Origin of the sequence: Kitasatospora sp. NPDC008115, assembly GCF_042957205.1 — a bacterium.
Classification (GTDB): domain Bacteria; phylum Actinomycetota; class Actinomycetes; order Streptomycetales; family Streptomycetaceae; genus Kitasatospora.
Genome location: NZ_JBIBHU010000032.1, coordinates 66,511 through 83,510, shown reverse-complemented (window position 1 = coordinate 83,510; position 17,000 = coordinate 66,511). Strand labels below are relative to the sequence as shown.

Sequence of the window (17,000 nt, the reverse complement as noted above, 5' to 3'; positions counted from 1 at the left end):
CGACGTGGCCAACCGCGACCGGAACGCCAGCGTTCCCCTCGACGCCGCCTCCAAGGCGATCATCGAGCAGCTCCAGGAGGACGGGCGCCGCCCGTACGCCGCCATCGGCAAGGCCGTCGGCCTGTCCGAGGCGGCCGTGCGGCAGCGCGTCCAGAAGCTGCTCGACCAGGGCGTGATGCAGATCGTCGCCGTCACGGACCCGCTCACCGTCGGCTTCACCCGCCAGGCGATGGTCGGAATCCGGGTCGAGGGCGACATCGAACCCGTCGCCGACGCGCTGGCCGCCCTCGACGAGGTCGACTACGTCGTCTGCACCGCGGGCTCGTTCGACCTCCTGGCCGAACTGGTCTGCGAGGACGACGAGCACCTGCTCGAAATGATCAACAAGCGCATCCGCGCGCTTCCCGGCGTGCGGAGCACCGAGAGCTTCGTTTACCTGAAGCTCCGGAAACAGACCTACACCTGGGGCACCCGATGACAGCCGACCCGGCGCAGAAGGACCTTTCCAAGACCGCCTACGACCACCTGTGGATGCACTTCACCCGCATGTCGTCGTACGAGAACTCCCCCGTGCCGACGATCGTCAAGGGCGAGGGCACCTACGTCTGGGACGACAAGGGACGCAAGTACCTCGACGGCCTCGCCGGCCTGTTCGTCGTCCAGGCCGGCCACGGCCGTGAGGAGCTCGCCGAGGCCGCCGCCAAGCAGGCCAAGGAGCTCGCCTTCTTCCCGGTGTGGAGCTACGCCCACCCGAAGGCCGTCGAGCTGGCCGAGCGCCTGGCCAACTACGCCCCGGGCGACCTGAACAAGGTCTTCTTCTCCACCGGTGGCGGCGAGGCCGTCGAGACCGCCTGGAAGCTCGCCAAGCAGTACTTCAAGCTGATCGGCAAGCCGACCAAGTACAAGGTCATCTCCCGCGCCGTCGCCTACCACGGCACCCCGCAGGGCGCGCTGTCCATCACCGGCCTGCCGGGCCTGAAGGCCCCGTTCGAGCCGCTGGTGCCGGGCACCCACAAGGCCCCGAACACCAACATCTACCGCGCCCCGGCCTTCCTCGCGGGCCCCGACGGCACGGTCGACCCCGAGGCCTACGGCCGCTGGTGCGCCGACGAGATCGAGGTGGCCATCCTCAACGAGGGCGCCGACACCGTCGCCGCCGTCTTCGTCGAGCCGGTGCAGAACGCCGGTGGCTGCTTCCCGCCGCCGCCCGGCTACTTCCAGCGCCTGCGCGAGATCTGCGACCGCCACGACGTGCTGCTGGTCTCGGACGAGGTCATCTGCGCCTTCGGCCGCCTGGGCACCATGTTCGGCGCCGACAAGTTCGGCTACCAGCCCGACATGATCACCTGCGCCAAGGGCATGACCTCGGGCTACTCCCCGATCGGCGCCACGATCGTCTCGGACCGCATCGCCGAGCCGTTCTACAAGGGTGACAACACCTTCCTGCACGGCTACACCTTCGGCGGCCACCCGGTCTCCTCCGCGGTGGCGCTGGCCAACCTCGACATCTTCGAGCGCGAGGGCCTGAACCAGCACGTGCTCGACAACGAGGCCGCGTTCCTGGGCACCCTGGGCAAGCTGCGCGACCTGCCGATCGTCGGCGACGTCCGCGGCAACGGCTACTTCTACGGCATCGAGCTCGTGAAGGACAAGGTCACCAAGGAGTCGTTCAACGACGAGGAGGTCGAGCGCGTCCTCTACGGCTTCCTGTCGAAGGCCCTCTTCGACAACGGCCTGTACTGCCGCGCCGACGACCGTGGCGACCCGGTCATCCAGCTGGCCCCGCCGCTGATCTCCGACCAGTCGACCTTCGACGAGATCGAGCAGATCCTGCGGACCAGCCTCACCGACGCGTGGGCGAAGCTCTGACCCTCCGGCTTTTCTTCCCACCCTCCGTCACAGGGCGGTCCCGCTTCGGCGGGGCCGCCCTGCGGCGTTCCCCGGATTTCACACCGCTCTTCGGATCAAACACGCCTGATTGCGGGTGATTTGCCCTGGATGGAGCAGTGTGCCGCGCCCGCGCCCAGGCCCGATCGTTCTAATCTGACGACTGTCATATCCCTGCGGCCCCCAGGACGGAACCTCATGGCAGCGGCCCCTCCTGACAACGACGTGCTGTGGGCCCGGGGGATCGTCAAGTCCCATCACGGCACCCCCGCGCTGCGCGGCGTCTCGATCGGGGTCCGGGAGGGCGAGGTCCTCGCCGTCACCGGCCCGCGCGGCTCCGGCAAGAGCACCCTGCTCGGCTGCCTGTCCGCGCTGCTCCCGGTCGACGAGGGCGAGGTCTGGTTCAACAGCGCCCCCGTGCACACCCTCGGCCGGGCCGGCCGGGAACGGCTGCGCCGCGACCGCTTCGGCTTCGTCGGCTCCGAGCCGCACCTGGTGCCCGAACTGACCGCCCGGGAGAACGTCGCCCTGCCGCTGCTGCTGGCCGGCGCCGGTGGCAAGGCCGCCCACACCGCCGCCGACGAGTGGCTGGACCGCCTGGACATCGGCGACCTCGCCAAGGTCAGGCCCGACCGGCTGGTGCAGAGCCAGCGCCAGCGGATCGCCGTCGCCCGGGCCCTCGCCCCGCTCCCCCCGATCGTCTTCGCCGACGACCCCACCGCGCCGCTGCACCGCGAGACCGCCGAGCAGGTCCTGCGGATACTGACCAGCGCGGCCCGCTCCCACCAGCTCACCCTCGTGCTGGCCACCCACGACCCCGAGCTCGTCCGGTACGCGGACCGCGCCGTCGCCCTCGTCGACGGACGCCTCACCGGCCCCGCCGCGCCCGTTCCGCGCGGCCCCGCCGCCCCCGGACCGGCCGGGGTCACCGCCGTCCCGGCCGCCGGCCGCTGAGAGGGTCGACGTGTTCTACCTCCGCCTGGCCCGCGGCTACCGGGCCCTCGACCTCGGCCGCTGGCTGCTGACCGCATTGGCCGGCTCGGTCGTCGCCGCCTTCCTGCTGCGCGCCCTCGGCCGCGCCATGAGCGACCCGGCCGCCGGCTCCGACGCGCTGGTCCGGCTGCTGTGGTGCCTGCCGCCGCTGGCCGCGGTCGCCTGGTTCGCCGCCGTCGCCGCCCGCGCGCTGCCCGCCCGGCGGGCCGAACGGATCACCGGCCTCACCACCGCCGGAGCCGGGGCCCGCCGGATCCGCGCCCTGATCGCCGGCGAGGTCGCGCTCGCCTGCGGCACCGGCGCCAGCCTCACCCTGCTGCTCTTCCTGATCCTGCGCAACGACATCGCCGGGCCACGGCTCGCCGACGAACTCGGCATGGGCGTGGCCCTCCCGGCCGCCGCCCCGGTCGTCCTGCTCGCACTCGTCCCGCTCACCGCCGGCCTCGCCGCGGCCGGCGCCGTGCCGCACGCCGAGACGCTGCCCGGCCGCACCCGGCCCGAGCCGACCGGCTTCGGCCCCTGGCGGCTCGCCCTGCCGATCGGCCTCGTCGTCAGCGGCCTCGCCCTGGAACTCATCGCGCTGCGCCCCGGCGCCGCGGCCGACGGCCGCCCGATCCACCTGCCGGCCGGGCTCGGCACCACCAGCACCGCCGCGCTCGGCGGATGGGCCGCCTCCGCGCTCGGCCTCGCCCTGCTCACCGGCCCGCTGCTCGGCTGGGCCGGACGGCTGCTGGCGCTCGGCCGGCCGACCCCGCTGCGACTGCTCGCCGGGCGCGGCCTCACCGCGCAGGCCCGCCGGCTCGGGGCGCCGCTGGCCGTGCTGGCCCTGGTGCTGGCGATGGTGCTCACCACCGTCCGCTACTGGCTCGGCGAACCCGGCAGTGCGGATGTGCTGCCCGCGGTCGAGGCCGGGCTGGTGCTGGGCTGCACGGCCGGCGCGGTGGCCGTCCGGCTGGCCGAGCTGCGCAGCGCCCGCCAGGGCGTCGCCGAGGCGCTGCTGCGGCTCGGCGCGGCGCCCCGGCTGCTGTTCGGAGCCGTCGTGCTGCGGACCCTGATGGCCGGCACCGTCCTGCTGGTCACCGGCGGGGTGACCGCGGCGCTGGCCGCCGCCGGACTCCGCTGACCCGCGCGCCTCTCCTGCCCCGGCCGCCCTCCTACCGTCAGCCGGCCGCCGCGAGCTGGCCGCAGGCACCGTCGATCTCCTGGCCGCGGGTGTCGCGGACCGTGGTCGGCACGCCGTGCGACTGGAGCCGCCGGACGAACTCGCGCTCGTCCTCGGGCCGGGAGGCCGTCCACTTGGAGCCCGGGGTGGGGTTCAGCGGGATCAGGTTGACGTGCACCCGGTGGTTCTTGATCAGCCGGCCGAGCAGGTCGGCCCGCCACGCCTGGTCGTTGATGTCCTTGATCAGCGCGTACTCGATGGAGATCCGGCGGCCGGACTTCTCGGCGTAGTTCCACGCCGCGTCCAGCACCTCGGCGACCTTCCAGCGGGTGTTGACCGGCACCAGCTCGTCGCGCAGCTCGTCGTCCGGCGCGTGCAGCGACAGCGCCAGGCGGCAGCTGAGCCCCTCGTCGGCGAGCCGGTTCATCGCCGGGACCAGGCCGACGGTGGAGACGGTGATGCCGCGCTGGGAGAGGCCGAAGCCGTCCGGCGCCGGGTCGGTCAGCCGGCGGATCGCGGCCAGCACCCGGTTGTAGTTGGCCAGCGGCTCGCCCATGCCCATGAAGACCACGTTGGAGAGCCGGGCCTCGCCGCCGGGGATCTCGCCGGCCTTGAGCGCCCGCATCCCGGCGGCGATCTGCTCGACGATCTCGCCGGTGGACAGGTTGCGGGTCAGCCCCGCCTGGCCGGTGGCGCAGAACGGGCAGTTCATGCCGCAGCCGGCCTGCGAGCTGATGCACATGGTGACCCGGTCCGGGTAGCGCATCAGCACCGACTCGACGAGGGTGCCGTCGAACAGCTTCCAGAGCGTCTTGCGGGTGGTGTCGTCGTCGCAGGACACGTGCCGCACCACCGACATCAGCTCGGGCAGCAGGCTCCCGGTGAGCTTCTCCCGGCTGGCGGCGGGGATGTCCGTCCAGTTCGCCGGGTCGTTCGACATCCGGCCGAAGTAGTGGTTGGAGAGCTGCTTCGCGCGGAACGGCTGCTCGCCCAGCTCGGCGACGGCCTCCTTGCGCTCGGCGGGGCTCAGGTCGGCGAGGTGTCGCGGGGGCTTGGCGCCGCGCGGCGCGACAAAGGTGAGTTCTCCGGGCTTAGGCATGGTTGTTCCAGTGTCGCAGACGCGCGGGGGCCCCGGACGCCGGGCGTCCGGGGCCCCGGTGCGCGGGGTGGCGGTCTCAGCTGCCGACGAAGGCCGCCAGCAGCAGCCAGACCACCGGGGCGGTCGGCAGCAGCGAGTCCAGCCGGTCCATGATGCCGCCGTGGCCGGGCAGCAGCGTGCCCATGTCCTTGATGCCCAGGTCGCGCTTGATCATCGACTCGCCCAGGTCGCCCAGGGTCGCGGTGACCGCCGCGCAGCCGCCCAGGATCAGGCCCTGCCACCAGCTGCCGCCGTCGATGATCAGCTCCATCAGCAGCGCGCCCGCCAGCATCGACAGGCCGATGCCGCCGGCCAGGCCCTCGCGGGTCTTGCCCGGGCTGATCGTCGGCGCCAGCTTGGTCCTGCCGAACTTGTAGCCCACCGCGTACGCCCCGGTGTCGCTGCACACCGTGACGATGAGGAAGAGCACGATCCGCTGCGGACCGTCGTCGGCCGCCAGCATCATCGCCACGAAGGTGGCGAGGAACGGGACGTAGAAGGCGGTGAAGATGCCCGCCGTTATGTCCCGCAGGTAGTTCTCCGGCGGCTCGGCCATCCGCCAGACCATCACCGCGAGCCCGGTGAGCGCCAGCGAGGCCGCCGCCCACTGGATCCCCGACCAGTAGCCGGTGGCGACCATCGCGATGCCGCCCGCGACCAGCGGCACCAGCGGCGCCTTGATCTCCTTGCGCTCGGCCAGCCGACTGGTCAGCTCCCAGACTCCGACCGACACCGCCGCGATCACCACGACCAGGAACAGGGCCTTGACGACGAACAGCGAGGCGACGATCACCGCGCCGAGGCCGACGCCCACGCCTATCGCGGCCTGGAGGTTGCGGCCACCGCGCTGTTTGCGCTGCGGCGGCTGAGGCTGCGGATCGGCCTGGGCCACGGGTGTCTCCTGCCCTGGGTGGGACGACGGCACGACGAAGGGCTGCCCCGCCGCCGGTCCGCCCGGCGCGCCGGGGTGCGGCCCGCCCGCGGGGGCGGGCGGCGGGGTGTCGTCGGTGATCGCGCGCAGCACGACCGTCTCCGACGCACCCGGCTCCGCCGCCCCGGGCTGCTCGTCGCGGAACAGCGGTCCGCTCAGCCGGCCCGACTCCCGGGCCGGCCCCTCGGCGGGGTCGGTCCCGGGCGGGGGCACGGGCTGCGGGCCCGGGTCGGCCGGAACGGGAGGCATGACCTGAGTCTCCTCCGCGTCCGGGTCCCAGTACACCGGAGGCTGCTGGGAGTGACCCGTTCGGTGGCCGGGGTCGTTCGCGCCGTACGGCGGTCCGTACGGCGCGGGCTGCTGCGCCGGGTGCCCGGGTACGCCGGCAGCCCGCGCAGGGGCGGCGGGTCCCTGCGCAGGCTGGTACGGCGGATACGGCTGGTACTGCTGGTCGGACGGGCCCCAGTAGCCAGGGGCGTCAGGGGCGTCGTTCATCAGACCTCGAGCAGCTCGGCTTCCTTGTGCTTCAGCAGCTCGTCGACGGAGGCCACGTACTTGGCCGTGGTGTCGTCGAGCTCCTTCTCGGCGCGGCGGCCGTCGTCCTCGCCGACCTCGCCGTCCTTGACCAGCTTGTCGATGGCGTCCTTGGCCTTGCGGCGCACGGCGCGGATCGAGACCTTGGCGTCCTCGCCCTTGCCGCGGGCGACCTTGATGAACTCCCGGCGGCGCTCCTCGGTGAGCTCGGGGAGCACGACCCGGATGATGGAGCCGTCGTTCGACGGGTTGACGCCCAGGTCGGAGTCGCGGATCGCCTGCTCGATGGCCTTCAGCGCGGTCTTGTCGAACGGCGAGACGACCGCCATCCGGGGCTCCGGCACGGAGAAGGACGCCAGCTGGTTGATCGGCGTCACGGCGCCGTAGTACTCCGCGACGATCTTGGCGAACATCGCCGGGTGCGCGCGGCCGGTGCGGATGGCGGCGAAGTCGTCCTTGGCGTGGGCGACGGCCTTCTCCATCTTCTCCTCGGCGTCGAGGAGGGTCTCTTCGATCACTGTGATCTCCCTGTCCGGTTCATCTGCGGTTGTTCCGACCGGTTCCGGCGGCGCGGCCTCGCGGCGGCGGCTCCGTCCGGTGCGGCTGGTTGCTGCTCAGGCCCGGACAGAATCCTGGCTGATGAGTGTGCCGATCTTCTCACTCTTCACCGCGCGCGCGATATTGCCCTCCGCGAGCAGCTCGAAGACCAGCATCGGGAGGTTGTTGTCCTTGCACAGCGTGATCGCGGTGAGGTCGGCGACCTTGAGGTCGCGCGCGATGACCTCGGAGTACTCCAGCGCGTCGAACTTGACCGCGTCCGGGTTGGTCCGGGGGTCGGCGTCGTAGACGCCGTCCACGCCGTTCTTGCCCATCAGCAGGATGTCGGCGTGGATCTCCAGGGCCCGCTGCACGGCGGTGGTGTCGGTGGAGAAGTACGGCATGCCCATACCGGCGCCGAAGATCACCACACGGCCCTTCTCCAGGTGCCGCACCGCGCGCAGCGGCAGGTACGGCTCGGCGACCTGGCCCATCGTGATGGCGGTCTGGACCCGGGTCTCGATGCCCTCCTTGACCAGGAAGTCCTGGAGTGCGAGGCAGTTCATCACGGTGCCGAGCATGCCCATGTAGTCCGAGCGGGCCCGGTCCATGCCGCGGACCTGGAGCTCGGCGCCGCGGAAGAAGTTCCCGCCGCCGATCACCACGGCGACCTCGGTGCCAGCGCGGACGACGGTGGCGATCTCGCGGGCGATCGCGTGCACGACGTCCGGATCGACGCCGAGCCCGCCGCCGCCGGCGAAGGCCTCACCGGACAGCTTCAGCAGCACCCGGCGGCGCGTGCCGTCGTGGGTGTCCTGCGCGGTCTCCTGCGTCTCCTGCATGGACTTCTCCTTCTACACCTACTGGTTCACAGGCGCGGACGTGCGGATCCCCGGCCTGCGCGTACACGCGAGGAGGCCACTGCCGCGGGAACCGGTTCGGTGTCCTGCACGGCAATGGCCTCCTCGTCGTTCATGCTGCCGACGCGGCTCGCCCATGGACGGATGGCGCTGGGTGAGCCCGTACGGCGCGTTCCCCACCGCCCTGGTCAGCGGGCGGGGGCGGTTTCCAGCCTACGGCCGGAAGCCCGGGTGGAACGTGGCTCAGGCGCCGACGCGGAAACGGGCGAAGCGCTTGAGGGCGACGCCGTTCTCCTCGAGGACCTTGGCGACGGTCTTCTTGTTGTCCTTCGCGAAGGCCTGCTCCAGGACGGAGTGCTCCTTGACGAAGCCGGTGACGCGGCCCTCGACGATCTTCGGCAGGGCGGCCTCGGGCTTGCCCTCCTCGCGGGCGGTGGCCTCGGCGACGCGGCGCTCGTTCTCGAGGTCCTCGGCCGGGATGTCCTCGCGGGACAGGTACTTCGGCGCGAAGGCGGCGATGTGCTGCGCGACGTCCTTGGCGACCTCGGCGTTCTCCTTGTCCAGCTCGACCAGGACGCCGACGGCCGGCGGCAGGTCGGGGCTGGTCTTGTGCAGGTAGACCGCGACGTAGCCGTCGCCGTCGAACTGCGCGAAGCGACGGAAGACGATCTTCTCGCCCAGGGTCGCGTTGGCCTCGTCGACGTACTGCTGGACGGTCTTGCCGGCCTCGATCTCGGAGGCGAGGGCGGTGTCCAGGTCGGCCGGGGCGGTGGCGGCGACGTGGGCGGCGATCGCGTCGGCGACCTTGACGAAGTTGTCACCCTTGGCGACGAAGTCGGTCTCGCAGTTCAGCTCGACCAGGACGCCGGACTTCTTGTCCTCGGCGATCAGCGAGGCGACGGCGCCGTTGGAGGCGTCGCGGCCCTCGCGCTTGGCAACGCCCTTCTGGCCCTTGATGCGAAGGATCTCGACGGCCTTCTCGACGTTGCCCTCGGCCTCGTCCAGGGCCTTCTTGCAGTCCATCATGCCGGCGCCGGTGAGCTCACGGAGCTTCTTGACGTCCGCGGCGGTGAAGTTCGCCATGGTGTGAATCTCTTCTCGCGTCTCGCGTGTCTGCGTGGGGTAGCACCGGGGCCAGTGGTTCGGCCCAGGCACGGGAGAGAGGGGCACCGACCGGTGTCGTACCGGCGGGTGCCCCTCACCCTTGGTACGTCAGGCCTGCTCGGCCGGAGCCTCGTCGGCCGGCGCCTCGGTGGCCGGAGCCTCGTCGGCGGCGGGGGCCTCAGCGGCGGGGGCCTCGTCGGCCTTCTTCTCGCCCTCCAGGAGGTCCTTCTCCCAGTCGGCGAGCGGCTGGTCGGCGCCCGGCTCGGCCTTGACGTCGCCCTTGGCGACACCCGCGCGGGCCTTGAGGCCCTCGGCGACGGCGTCGGCGATCACACGGGTCAGCAGGGTGACGGAGCGGATCGCGTCGTCGTTGCCCGGGATCTTGTAGTCGACCTCGTCGGGGTCGCAGTTGGTGTCGAGGATGGCGACGACCGGGATGTTGAGCTTCCGGGCCTCGCCGACCGCGATGTGCTCCTTCTTGGTGTCCACGATCCAGACAGCGCTGGGAACGCGCTGCATGTCGCGGATACCGCCGAGGGTCTTCTCCAGCTTGTCGTGCTCGCGCTGGAGGACCAGGAGCTCCTTCTTGGTGAGACCGGAGCCGGCCACATCCGAGAAGTCGAGCTCGCCCAGCTCCTTGAGGCGCTGCAGGCGCTTGTAGACGGTCGAGAAGTTGGTCAGCATGCCGCCGAGCCAGCGCTGGTTCACGTAGGGCATGCCCACGCGGGTGGCCTGCTCGGCGATGGCCTCCTGGGCCTGCTTCTTCGTGCCGACGAAGAGGACGCTGCCGCCGTGGGCAACGGTCTCCTTGATGAACTCGAAGGCGCGGTCGATGTAGTTCAGCGACTGCAGGAGGTCGATGATGTAGATGCCGTTGCGCTCGGTGATGATGAAGCGCTTCATCTTCGGGTTCCAGCGGCGGGTCTGGTGACCGAAGTGGACGCCGCTCTCCAGCAGCTCCCGCATCGTGACGACGGCCATGGCCGTGCTCCTCAGGTGTTACGCCCGGCTCTGGCGCGACGGCGTCGCGGTCGGCGCACGGTGGCGCTCCCCGCTCGGCGCGTGCGAACGGCCGGGTCAGGCTCGGTTTGTCCGTGGCGGCCAGGTGACAGCCACGCCTGACGCCCCGAACGTGCCGAGCCGCTTCCACCCGGCGGTCCGGGGACCGGCCGGGCTCGGCGGACCGAGCGGCACTCGCACCTGGCGGAGGTGGCGGCGGAGCCGCTTCAGTCCACCGGTGGCGGGGCGTGCGAAGTCGACCCGGCGGACCGGGTCGCGTGTGAAGTGTACGGGAAGCGCCGAGCACCGGGCGACTCCGCGGGCGGCGGGCGGCCGGGGACACGCCTGGTCCGGGGCACCCGGACGACCCTGTTGGGGCCGCGTCAACCCGGCAGGGCACACCCGTTCGAGGGACGGCCACCGTCCACAGGGGCCGGTTGTCCACAGGACCCGGGCAGACGGTGGCGGGGCCGGCGCGGGCCGGGGAACCTCGGCGCCATGACTGGCGCGACTGGTGTGAGTGCTCCTGCCGCCCGGGTTCCGGCCGGGCCGCGGCCCGGCCGGCGGGCGCTGCCGGTGGTTCTGGCGGCTCTGGTGGTTCTGGTGGTGATTCTGGTGGTTGCTCTGGTGATGCCGGGCGCGCTGCTGCCGACGGGGTGGGGCGGGGTGCCCGTGCACGCGGCGGGACGTGGTGTTCGTGACGGCGGGGGTGTTCGTGACGGCGGGGGCGGTGAGGGTGGTGGGGAGGGTGGTGATTCCGGGAGCGGTGACGGCGGGCGGGCGTGGCCGGTGGACGGTCCGGGTGGCGGGCCGGGCGCCGTGGTCCACCGTTTCGAGGCGCCGGCGCGGCCCTGGAGCGCGGGACACCGGGGAGTCGATCTGGCCGCCGCGCCCGGTGCGGAGGTCCGGGCGGCGGCGCCCGGCGTGGTGACGTTCGCCGGACCGGTGGCCGGGCGGCCGGTGGTCACGGTCACCCATCCGGCGGTGGGCGCTCCCCCGGCCCCGCCACTGCGGACCACCTATCTGCCGGTCGACGGCACCGTCCCGGTCGGCACCGCCGTGGCGGCGGGCCAGGCGATCGGCCGGCTCGCGGCCGGGGGCGGCCACTGCACCGACGGTTCCTGCCTGCACTGGGGCCTGCTGCGCGGGCGGCGCTACCTCGACCCGCCGGCCCTGTTCGGCACCGGCCGGGCCCGGCTGCTGCCGCTCACCGACCCGCTCCCCCAAGGTCCGGCAGAGCGGATCAGCCCGGACCGAGACCGTGCAGCGCGAGGGCGACGGCGGCGTCCGCGATCACCTCAGGGCTCTCGGCCCGGCCACCCGCCGCCCGCTGCTCCGATTGGCGAACGGCCGCCTCGACGATGCCCTGCAGCAACGCGGCGGCCAGCCGGGGCTGCTCGTGGCCGAGGTCCTCCAGGGCCTGGACCACAAGCCCGACCAGCGCGCCGTGCGCCGCCCGGATGCGCTCACGGGCCGCGTCGTCCAACTCCAGCGCGGAGATCGCGGCGACCGCCCGGTGGCGCGGGTCGGCGGCCAGCGCGAGCTGGCCGCGTACATAGGCCTCGATCCGCTCGGCCGCGGTGTCCCGGACCGCCATCCCGGCCTCGATCTCGGCGGCCCAGAGCGGGAAGTCGCTCTCGCAGAGCGCCTCGACCACGGCCGCCCGCGAGCGGAAGTACTCGTACACCGAGGACCGCGCGAGCCCCGTGCGCGCCGCGAGCGCGGGGAAGGTCAGGGCCTCCATGCCTCCCTCGGTGAGGAGACTGCGGGCAGCGTCGAGGAGGGCTGCCCGCTGCATCTGACGGTGCTCGGCCACACTGGCTGCTCGGATCTTCGGCACGCCCTCCACTGTACGGAGCCCTACATCCCACCGGTACGGTGCCGCGCACCTGCCCGATGCGGAGGGTTGCGTACCGGGGCGCGGGGCGCGGACCGGGTGTACGGGGCGCACCCCTCCGGAGCCCTCCGTCCCGAGCCCTGGCCCGCTACCGGATGTCCGACAGCTTGGCGCGCAACTGGAGCACCGACTTGGTGTGGATCTGGCTGACCCGGCTCTCCGTCACCCCGAGCACCTGGCCGATCTCGGCGAGGGTCAGGCCCTCGTAGTAGTAGAGCGTCACCACGGTCTTCTCCCGCTCGGGGAGCGTGTTCACGGCCTGCGCCAGCAGCCGGCGCAGCTCGCGGTCCTCGGCCACCTCGACCGGGTCGTCGGCGCCGTGGTCCTCCAGGGTGTCCATCAGGCTGAGCCGGTCGCCGCCCTCACCGACGGGGTGCAGCAGTTCGTCGAGCGCCACCACGTTGGCGAGCGAGAGCTGGCTGAAGATGGCGTGCAGGTCCTCGATGGCGATGCCCATCTCGGCCGCCACCTCGGGCTCGTTCGGCGTCCGCCGCAGCCGGGCCTCCAGCGTCGCGTACGTCCGCTCGACCGCCTTCGCCTTCTGCCGCACCGAGCGCGGGATCCAGTCCAGCGCCCGCAGCTCGTCGATGATCGCGCCGCGGATCCGGCTGATGGCGTAGGTCTCGAACTTGATGGCGCGTTCGATGTCGAACTTCTCGATCGCGTCGATCAGCCCGAAGACCCCGGAGGAGACGAAGTCGGCCTGCTCGACGTTGGAGGGCAGGCCGACCCCGACCCGGCCCGCCACGTACTTGACGAGCGGTGAGTAGTGCAGGATCAGCTGCTCCCGCAGCCGCTGGTCGGCCGTCTCCTTGTAGGCGCGCCAGAGCTCCTCGAGCGCCGTGCGCTCCCGGACGCCCGCCTCCCGGCGGAGGCCCGGCGCCTCGGCCGGCGCGGGGGCGCCCGGGTCTGCGGAAGCGCCGGGCGCGTCCGGACGGTCGTCATGCGCCCCGGGGTGCGCCGGACGGCCGCCCTGCCGTGCGAGGGCCCCCATCCCGCCCGTGGCCTTGGGCGGGAACTCGGTCACGGTGCGCCGCTCGGTGCGCGGCCCTCCCGAGGACCGGGCGCCACCGGTCACTCGGTGTCCGGGAATGTGTGTGGGCATACGTAGGTCTGCGCCGTTCTGCCGAGTCATGTGCTGATAGGGAAGGCAGGGCGAGCGTAGCGTGACCGACTCGCTGCGCAGTGCTACCGCCACTCGGTCGTCCCCCGATCCGGTGGCGTTCGTGTCACCGCCCCGGGGTAGTGGAGGCGAACGCATCCGACGCCGGGCCCCGCCGCGCCCGCCCGTGCCGTCAACCGCCCGCCCGCCTCCCACTCGTCCGTGTGGCCGTCCCCTCGCCGTCCCCTCGCCGTCCCCTCGCCGTCCCCTCGCCGTCCGCCGTCGGGCCCCGCGATCACCTCCTCCGCACCAGGCGCCAGTGCGCACCGTGCCGCTCGACGTGGCCCAGCGAGCCCAGCTCGTAGAGCCGCTGGAGCACCTCGTCCGGCGGGAGCCCGGACTGCCGGGCCAGCCGCTCCACCGGCGCGCCGTCCGGGGTGCCGGGCACCGCCTCCAGGACCCGGGCCGCCGCCGGCTCCAGGAGGTCCCTGGGCAGCACCGGCCCACCGCGCTGCGGCGCCAGGTCCTCGCCGATCGCCCCGATCAGCTCGATGACCTCGGCGGCGTCGGTGACCACGGTCGCGGCGCCGCTGCGGATCAGGGCGTGCACCCCGGCGGACAGCTCCGAGGTCACCGGGCCGGGCACGCCCATGGTGTGGCGGTTGAGGTCCCGGGCGCGTCTGGCGGTGCTGAGCGCACCGCTGCGCAGCGCCGCCTCGACCACCACGGTGCCCCGGGTCAGCGCCGCGATCACCCGGTTGCGCAGCACGAACCGGAACCTGGTCGGGTGCTCCCCCGGCGGGAGTTCGCTCAGCAGCAGCCCCTGCTCCCCGATCCGCCGGATCAGCCCGGTGTTGCCCCTCGGGTAGGCCACGTCCACCCCGCAGGCGAGGACGCCGACGGTCGGGCCGCCGACCGCCAGCGCACCCCGGTGGGCGGCCGCGTCGATGCCGTAGGCGCCGCCGGAGACGACCACCCAGCCGCGTTCGGCGAGCTGGGCAGCGAGGTCCCCGGCGACGTGCGCGCCGTAGGCCGTGCACGCCCGGGCGCCCACCACCGCGACCGAGCGCAGCGCGAGCAGGCGCAGCGAGCCGGTACCGACCACCCAGAGTCCGGTGGGCCGGGTCTCGCCCAGGTCGTCCAGTTGGCTGGGCCACTCCGTGTCGCCCGGAATGATGAAGCGTCCACCGGCCGCCCGTACCCGTTCCAGGTCGGCGACCGGGTCGACGCCGGGCAGCCGGGCCCGGTAGGCCGCCAGCCGGGAGTCGTCCGGACCGGGGCGCTCCGGTGCCGTGCCGTCCCGGATCGCCCGGACGACGTCGAGGGCGTCGGTGTCGGCGAGCCAGCGGCCGAGCGCGGCGTCCCCGGGTTCGGCGAGCCGGCTGAGCGCCGCCCGGGCGAGGCGTTCGGGTTCGGCGGTGGGGCGAGGTTCGGGCGGCGCCCCCGGCTGCGGGACGGCGCCGGGGTCGGCGGGCGGGTTCTGGGGGAGCTCGTTCGCGGCGAGGTTCACGTGGCGGCCTCCTCGGGCTCGGGTTGCGGATCGGCCGTCCGGCGCGCGGCCCGGGGCCGGGGCGGGCGGCGCTCGGCCTTGGCGCCGGCCCCGTCGCCGACCCGGTCGTCGGCCCGGTCGCCGGCCTGGTCCGGGACGAGGTCCGGGCGGCCGAAGAAGCGATCGGTGAGCGGGAGCCCCTGTTCGACCCCGGTGCGCAGCACGAGGGCCGTCCGGAGGTCGCGCTGTTCGGGGCGGTCCCGGCCGGCCAGGTCGGCGACCGTCCAGGCGACCCGCAGCACCCGGTCCAGGCCGCGGGCGGTCAGCAGGCCCCGTTCGAGCTGGCGCGCCGCGTCGTTCAGCGCGCCCGGCGCCAACTGCCAGCGGGTGCGCAACTCGTGGCCGGGGACCTCGGCGTTGGTCCGCCACGGGGTGCCGGCCAGCCGGGCCGCCGCGCGTTCACGGGCCGCCAGCACCCGGGCGGCGACGATCTCGGTGGTCTCGGCCGAGCTGTCGCGCTGCATCAGCTCGGCCCTGGTCACCGGGGCGACCTGGACCTGGAGGTCGACCCGGTCGAGCAGTGGCCCGGAGAGCCGCCCCTGGTACCGGCTGACCATGGCGGGCGTGCACTCGCAGCCCTCGCCCCGCCGCGAGTGGCGCCCGCACGGGCAGGGGTTGGCGGCCAGGCAGAGCAGGAACCTGGCGGGCAGCCGCATCGACCCGGCCGACCGGGCGATCACCACCTCGCCCGATTCGAGCGGCTGGCGCAGTGCGTCCAGCACCCGGACGGGGAACTCGGGCGCCTCGTCGAGGAACAGCACACCCCGGTGGGCCAGCGAGACCGCACCCGGTCTCGGGAGCCCGCTGCCACCGCCGACGATCGCCGGCATGGTGGTCGAGTGGTGGGGGGCGCAGTAGGGCGCGCGGTCGACCAGCGGGCGCCCTACCGGGAGCAGCCCCGCCACCGAGTGGACCGCCGTGACCTCCAGCGCCTCCTTCTGGGTGAGCGGCGGGAGAAGCGCCGGCAGCCGCTCCGCCAGCATCGTCTTGCCCGCGCCGGGCGGTCCCTTGAGGTAGAGGTGATGACCGCCGGCGGCGGCGATCTCCAGCGCCCGGCGGGCCTCGTACTGGCCGGCCACGTCGGCGAGGTCCATCCGGGCGGCCGCCTCGTCGGGCAGGCCGCGCACCCCCGCGCTGGGGAGCATCAGGCCCGCCATCAGCGGGTCGGGGTGCCCGCCGGGGCGGTCGGCGGGCTCCTCAGGTTCGGGGGCGCCGGTGAGGATCGCCATCAGCTGGCGCAGGCTGCGCACGCCGAGGACGGTCACCCCGGGGACCAGCTCGGCCTCGGCTGCGGTCTGGTCGGCGACCACGACCCGCCGGTAGCCGGCGTCGGCGGCGGCCAGCACTGACGGGAGCACCCCGCGCACCGGGCGCACCCGCCCGTCCAGTCCGAGTTCGCCGATGAGCAGCAGGTCGGCGATCGCGGACGGGTCGAGCCGCTCGGCGGCGGCCAGCACGGCGCAGGCCACCGCGAGGTCGAAGCCGCTGCCGCTCTTGGGCACCGAGGCCGGGCTCAGCCCGACGGTCAGCTTCCGCTGCGGCCAGGCCTCGCCGCTGTTGACGACCGCCGCGCGCACCCGGTCGCGGGCCTCGGAGAGCGCCTTGTCGGGCAGGCCGACCAGGGTGAACGCCGCCACCCCGGGCTCCAGGTCGGCCTGCACCTCGACGATCACCCCGTCGACGCCGACCAGTGCCACGGAGCAGGTACGGGCGAAGGCCATCTCAGACCACCCCCCGCAGGTGGTCGACCGAGGCGGCACCACGGGTCCGGTTGATGACGGCGACCAGGTCGATCCGGACGCCGCCGGGCGGGACGGGCGCCCACGGCGGGTCGGTGGCACCGGGCCGGTACCCGGGGCCGGCCAGCCGGGCGAAGTGGCCGGGCCAGCGTTCGGCCATCCAGCGCTCCGCCAGTCGGCGCAGCCGGTCGGCCTTGGTCGGGCCGATGGCCTCGCTGGGCTGCTGGAAGCCCCGCTCGGAGCGGGTCTTGACCTCGCAGACCGCGACGGTGTCGCCGTCGAGGGCGACGATGTCCAGCTCGCCCTCGACGCAGCGCCAGTTGCGGTCGAGGATGCGCAGCCCGTCCTCGACGAGCCGGCGGGCGGCGACCTGCTCGCCGTAGCGGCCGAGGCCGTTGTTGGTCGGCCGCTCCGGCGCGCCCGGCGGCGGCGGGCCTCCCACGGGGGCCCGCGTCCTCCTCCGGCGCGGCTGCCCGTCCTGCCGGGCCTTCGCGGTCTGCTTGCGCGTGGCGCGCTCGATCTCCTGCACGGTGACCACCTCCGCCGTGGAGGTTGCCGCGCGCTGCGG

The 17,000-nt window shown here is 73.6% G+C and carries 15 protein-coding genes and 1 pseudogene; 5 read left to right on the top strand and 11 right to left on the bottom strand.

Translation table 11 applies throughout. From position 1 onward, the window contains the following. The first annotated feature begins 4 nt into the window (after positions 1-4). The 4 genes from ACFZBX_RS31665 to ACFZBX_RS31650 all read left to right on the top strand — a co-directional run bounded on the left by ACFZBX_RS31665 (position 5) and on the right by ACFZBX_RS31650 (position 4,003). Positions 5-478: an Lrp/AsnC family transcriptional regulator gene (locus tag ACFZBX_RS31665; protein ID WP_030306695.1), complete on the top strand. Its 474-nt coding sequence runs from the start codon at positions 5-7 to the stop codon at positions 476-478. Next, positions 475-1,869: an aspartate aminotransferase family protein gene (locus ACFZBX_RS31660; protein WP_391537233.1), complete on the top strand. Its 1,395-nt coding sequence runs from the start codon at positions 475-477 to the stop codon at positions 1,867-1,869. Before ACFZBX_RS31665 ends, ACFZBX_RS31660 begins: the two co-directional genes overlap by 4 nt. Positions 1,870-2,085: 216 nt before the next feature. Beyond that, complete coding sequence (locus tag ACFZBX_RS31655; RefSeq protein WP_391537232.1) at positions 2,086-2,841, top strand: ABC transporter ATP-binding protein; 756 nt, start codon at positions 2,086-2,088, stop codon at positions 2,839-2,841. 10 nt (positions 2,842-2,851) lie between these two features. After that, positions 2,852-4,003, top strand: a complete 1,152-nt coding sequence (locus ACFZBX_RS31650) for a hypothetical protein (RefSeq protein WP_391537231.1) — start codon at positions 2,852-2,854, stop codon at positions 4,001-4,003. A gap of 37 nt (positions 4,004-4,040) precedes the next feature. On the opposite strand, the gene rlmN is transcribed toward ACFZBX_RS31650, so the two are convergent. The 6 genes from rlmN to rpsB form a co-directional block, all read right to left on the bottom strand. After that, a complete protein-coding gene (rlmN, locus tag ACFZBX_RS31645) occupies positions 4,041-5,141 on the bottom strand; it encodes a 23S rRNA (adenine(2503)-C(2))-methyltransferase RlmN (protein ID WP_380755450.1) in 1,101 nt (366 codons plus the stop codon). A 76-nt stretch (positions 5,142-5,217) separates the two neighbouring features. After that, complete coding sequence (locus ACFZBX_RS31640) at positions 5,218-6,360, bottom strand: phosphatidate cytidylyltransferase (protein WP_391537230.1); 1,143 nt, start codon at positions 6,358-6,360, stop codon at positions 5,218-5,220. Between the two features lie 245 nt (positions 6,361-6,605). Further along, the gene (gene frr / locus ACFZBX_RS31635; protein WP_380755447.1) at positions 6,606-7,163 is read right to left on the bottom strand and encodes a ribosome recycling factor; all 558 of its coding nucleotides are present in this window, start codon (positions 7,161-7,163) and stop codon (positions 6,606-6,608) included. 96 nt (positions 7,164-7,259) lie between these two features. Continuing rightward, the gene (gene pyrH, locus ACFZBX_RS31630) at positions 7,260-8,024 is read right to left on the bottom strand and encodes a UMP kinase (protein WP_350568694.1); all 765 of its coding nucleotides are present in this window, start codon (positions 8,022-8,024) and stop codon (positions 7,260-7,262) included. Between the two features lie 261 nt (positions 8,025-8,285). Continuing rightward, positions 8,286-9,125 carry a translation elongation factor Ts gene (gene tsf / locus ACFZBX_RS31625; protein WP_391537229.1) on the bottom strand — a complete coding sequence of 280 codons (840 nt, stop codon included), beginning with the start codon at positions 9,123-9,125 and terminating at the stop codon, positions 8,286-8,288. 129 nt (positions 9,126-9,254) lie between these two features. After that, positions 9,255-10,127: a 30S ribosomal protein S2 gene (gene rpsB / locus ACFZBX_RS31620; protein ID WP_391537228.1), complete on the bottom strand. Its 873-nt coding sequence runs from the start codon at positions 10,125-10,127 to the stop codon at positions 9,255-9,257. A gap of 516 nt (positions 10,128-10,643) precedes the next feature. Here rpsB and ACFZBX_RS31615 point away from each other — a divergent pair. Next, positions 10,644-11,300: pseudogene (locus ACFZBX_RS31615) on the top strand (murein hydrolase activator EnvC family protein); the annotation flags it as partial. Between the two features lie 88 nt (positions 11,301-11,388). Here the strand turns inward: ACFZBX_RS31615 and ACFZBX_RS31610 are convergent. The 5 genes from ACFZBX_RS31610 to ACFZBX_RS31590 form a co-directional block, all read right to left on the bottom strand. Beyond that, positions 11,389-11,961 carry a TetR/AcrR family transcriptional regulator gene (locus ACFZBX_RS31610; protein WP_380755483.1) on the bottom strand — a complete coding sequence of 191 codons (573 nt, stop codon included), beginning with the start codon at positions 11,959-11,961 and terminating at the stop codon, positions 11,389-11,391. Positions 11,962-12,130: 169 nt separating this feature from the next. After that, positions 12,131-13,036 carry an RNA polymerase sigma factor WhiG gene (gene whiG / locus ACFZBX_RS31605; RefSeq protein ID WP_391537250.1) on the bottom strand — a complete coding sequence of 302 codons (906 nt, stop codon included), beginning with the start codon at positions 13,034-13,036 and terminating at the stop codon, positions 12,131-12,133. 403 nt (positions 13,037-13,439) lie between these two features. Continuing rightward, positions 13,440-14,654, bottom strand: a complete 1,215-nt coding sequence (gene dprA / locus ACFZBX_RS31600; RefSeq protein ID WP_391537227.1) for a DNA-processing protein DprA — start codon at positions 14,652-14,654, stop codon at positions 13,440-13,442. Then, entirely contained in the window at positions 14,651-16,414 is a 1,764-nt protein-coding gene (locus tag ACFZBX_RS31595) for a YifB family Mg chelatase-like AAA ATPase (RefSeq protein ID WP_391537226.1), read from the bottom strand. Before ACFZBX_RS31595 ends, dprA begins: the two co-directional genes overlap by 4 nt. A 1-nt stretch (position 16,415) precedes the next feature. Then, positions 16,416-16,874 (bottom strand): YraN family protein, encoded by a 459-nt coding sequence (locus ACFZBX_RS31590; RefSeq protein WP_391537249.1) that lies wholly within the window; start codon positions 16,872-16,874, stop codon positions 16,416-16,418. Positions 16,875-17,000 lie beyond the last annotated feature (126 nt).